The organism is Pseudomonas sp. SIMBA_067 (genome assembly GCF_046534675.1).
In the GTDB taxonomy this organism is placed as follows: domain Bacteria; phylum Pseudomonadota; class Gammaproteobacteria; order Pseudomonadales; family Pseudomonadaceae; genus Aquipseudomonas; species Aquipseudomonas putida.
Genome location: NZ_JAWRYH010001375.1, coordinates 1 through 235 on the forward strand (window position 1 = coordinate 1; position 235 = coordinate 235).

The 235-nt window shown below is 32.3% G+C and carries 1 protein-coding gene; it reads right to left on the reverse strand.

The genetic code is table 11. From position 1 onward, the window contains the following. Nucleotides 1-235, reverse strand: a 235-nt coding sequence (locus SB765_RS33860) for a hypothetical protein (RefSeq protein WP_410933066.1), incomplete at both ends; no start/stop codon positions are given.

Here is a 235-nt window from a genome sequence, read left to right on the forward strand (position 1 = left end):
GCCAGCTTTGAATGGAGGGGCGCAAAATATCTCCTTTAGCTATTTCATACAGATGTTCAATATCAATATTCTGTTTTGCCAAAATCGGTTTGGCTTTTGAAAACGCTATATTGAATTGCCGTTTTTTTATTAATTCACTTTTGAATAGCTCACTATCTCCTCTATGGAGTTTAAAACGTACCTGCATTGATAGTGCATCGATAAATTCATATAAATTAATAGAGTTATACAAAAT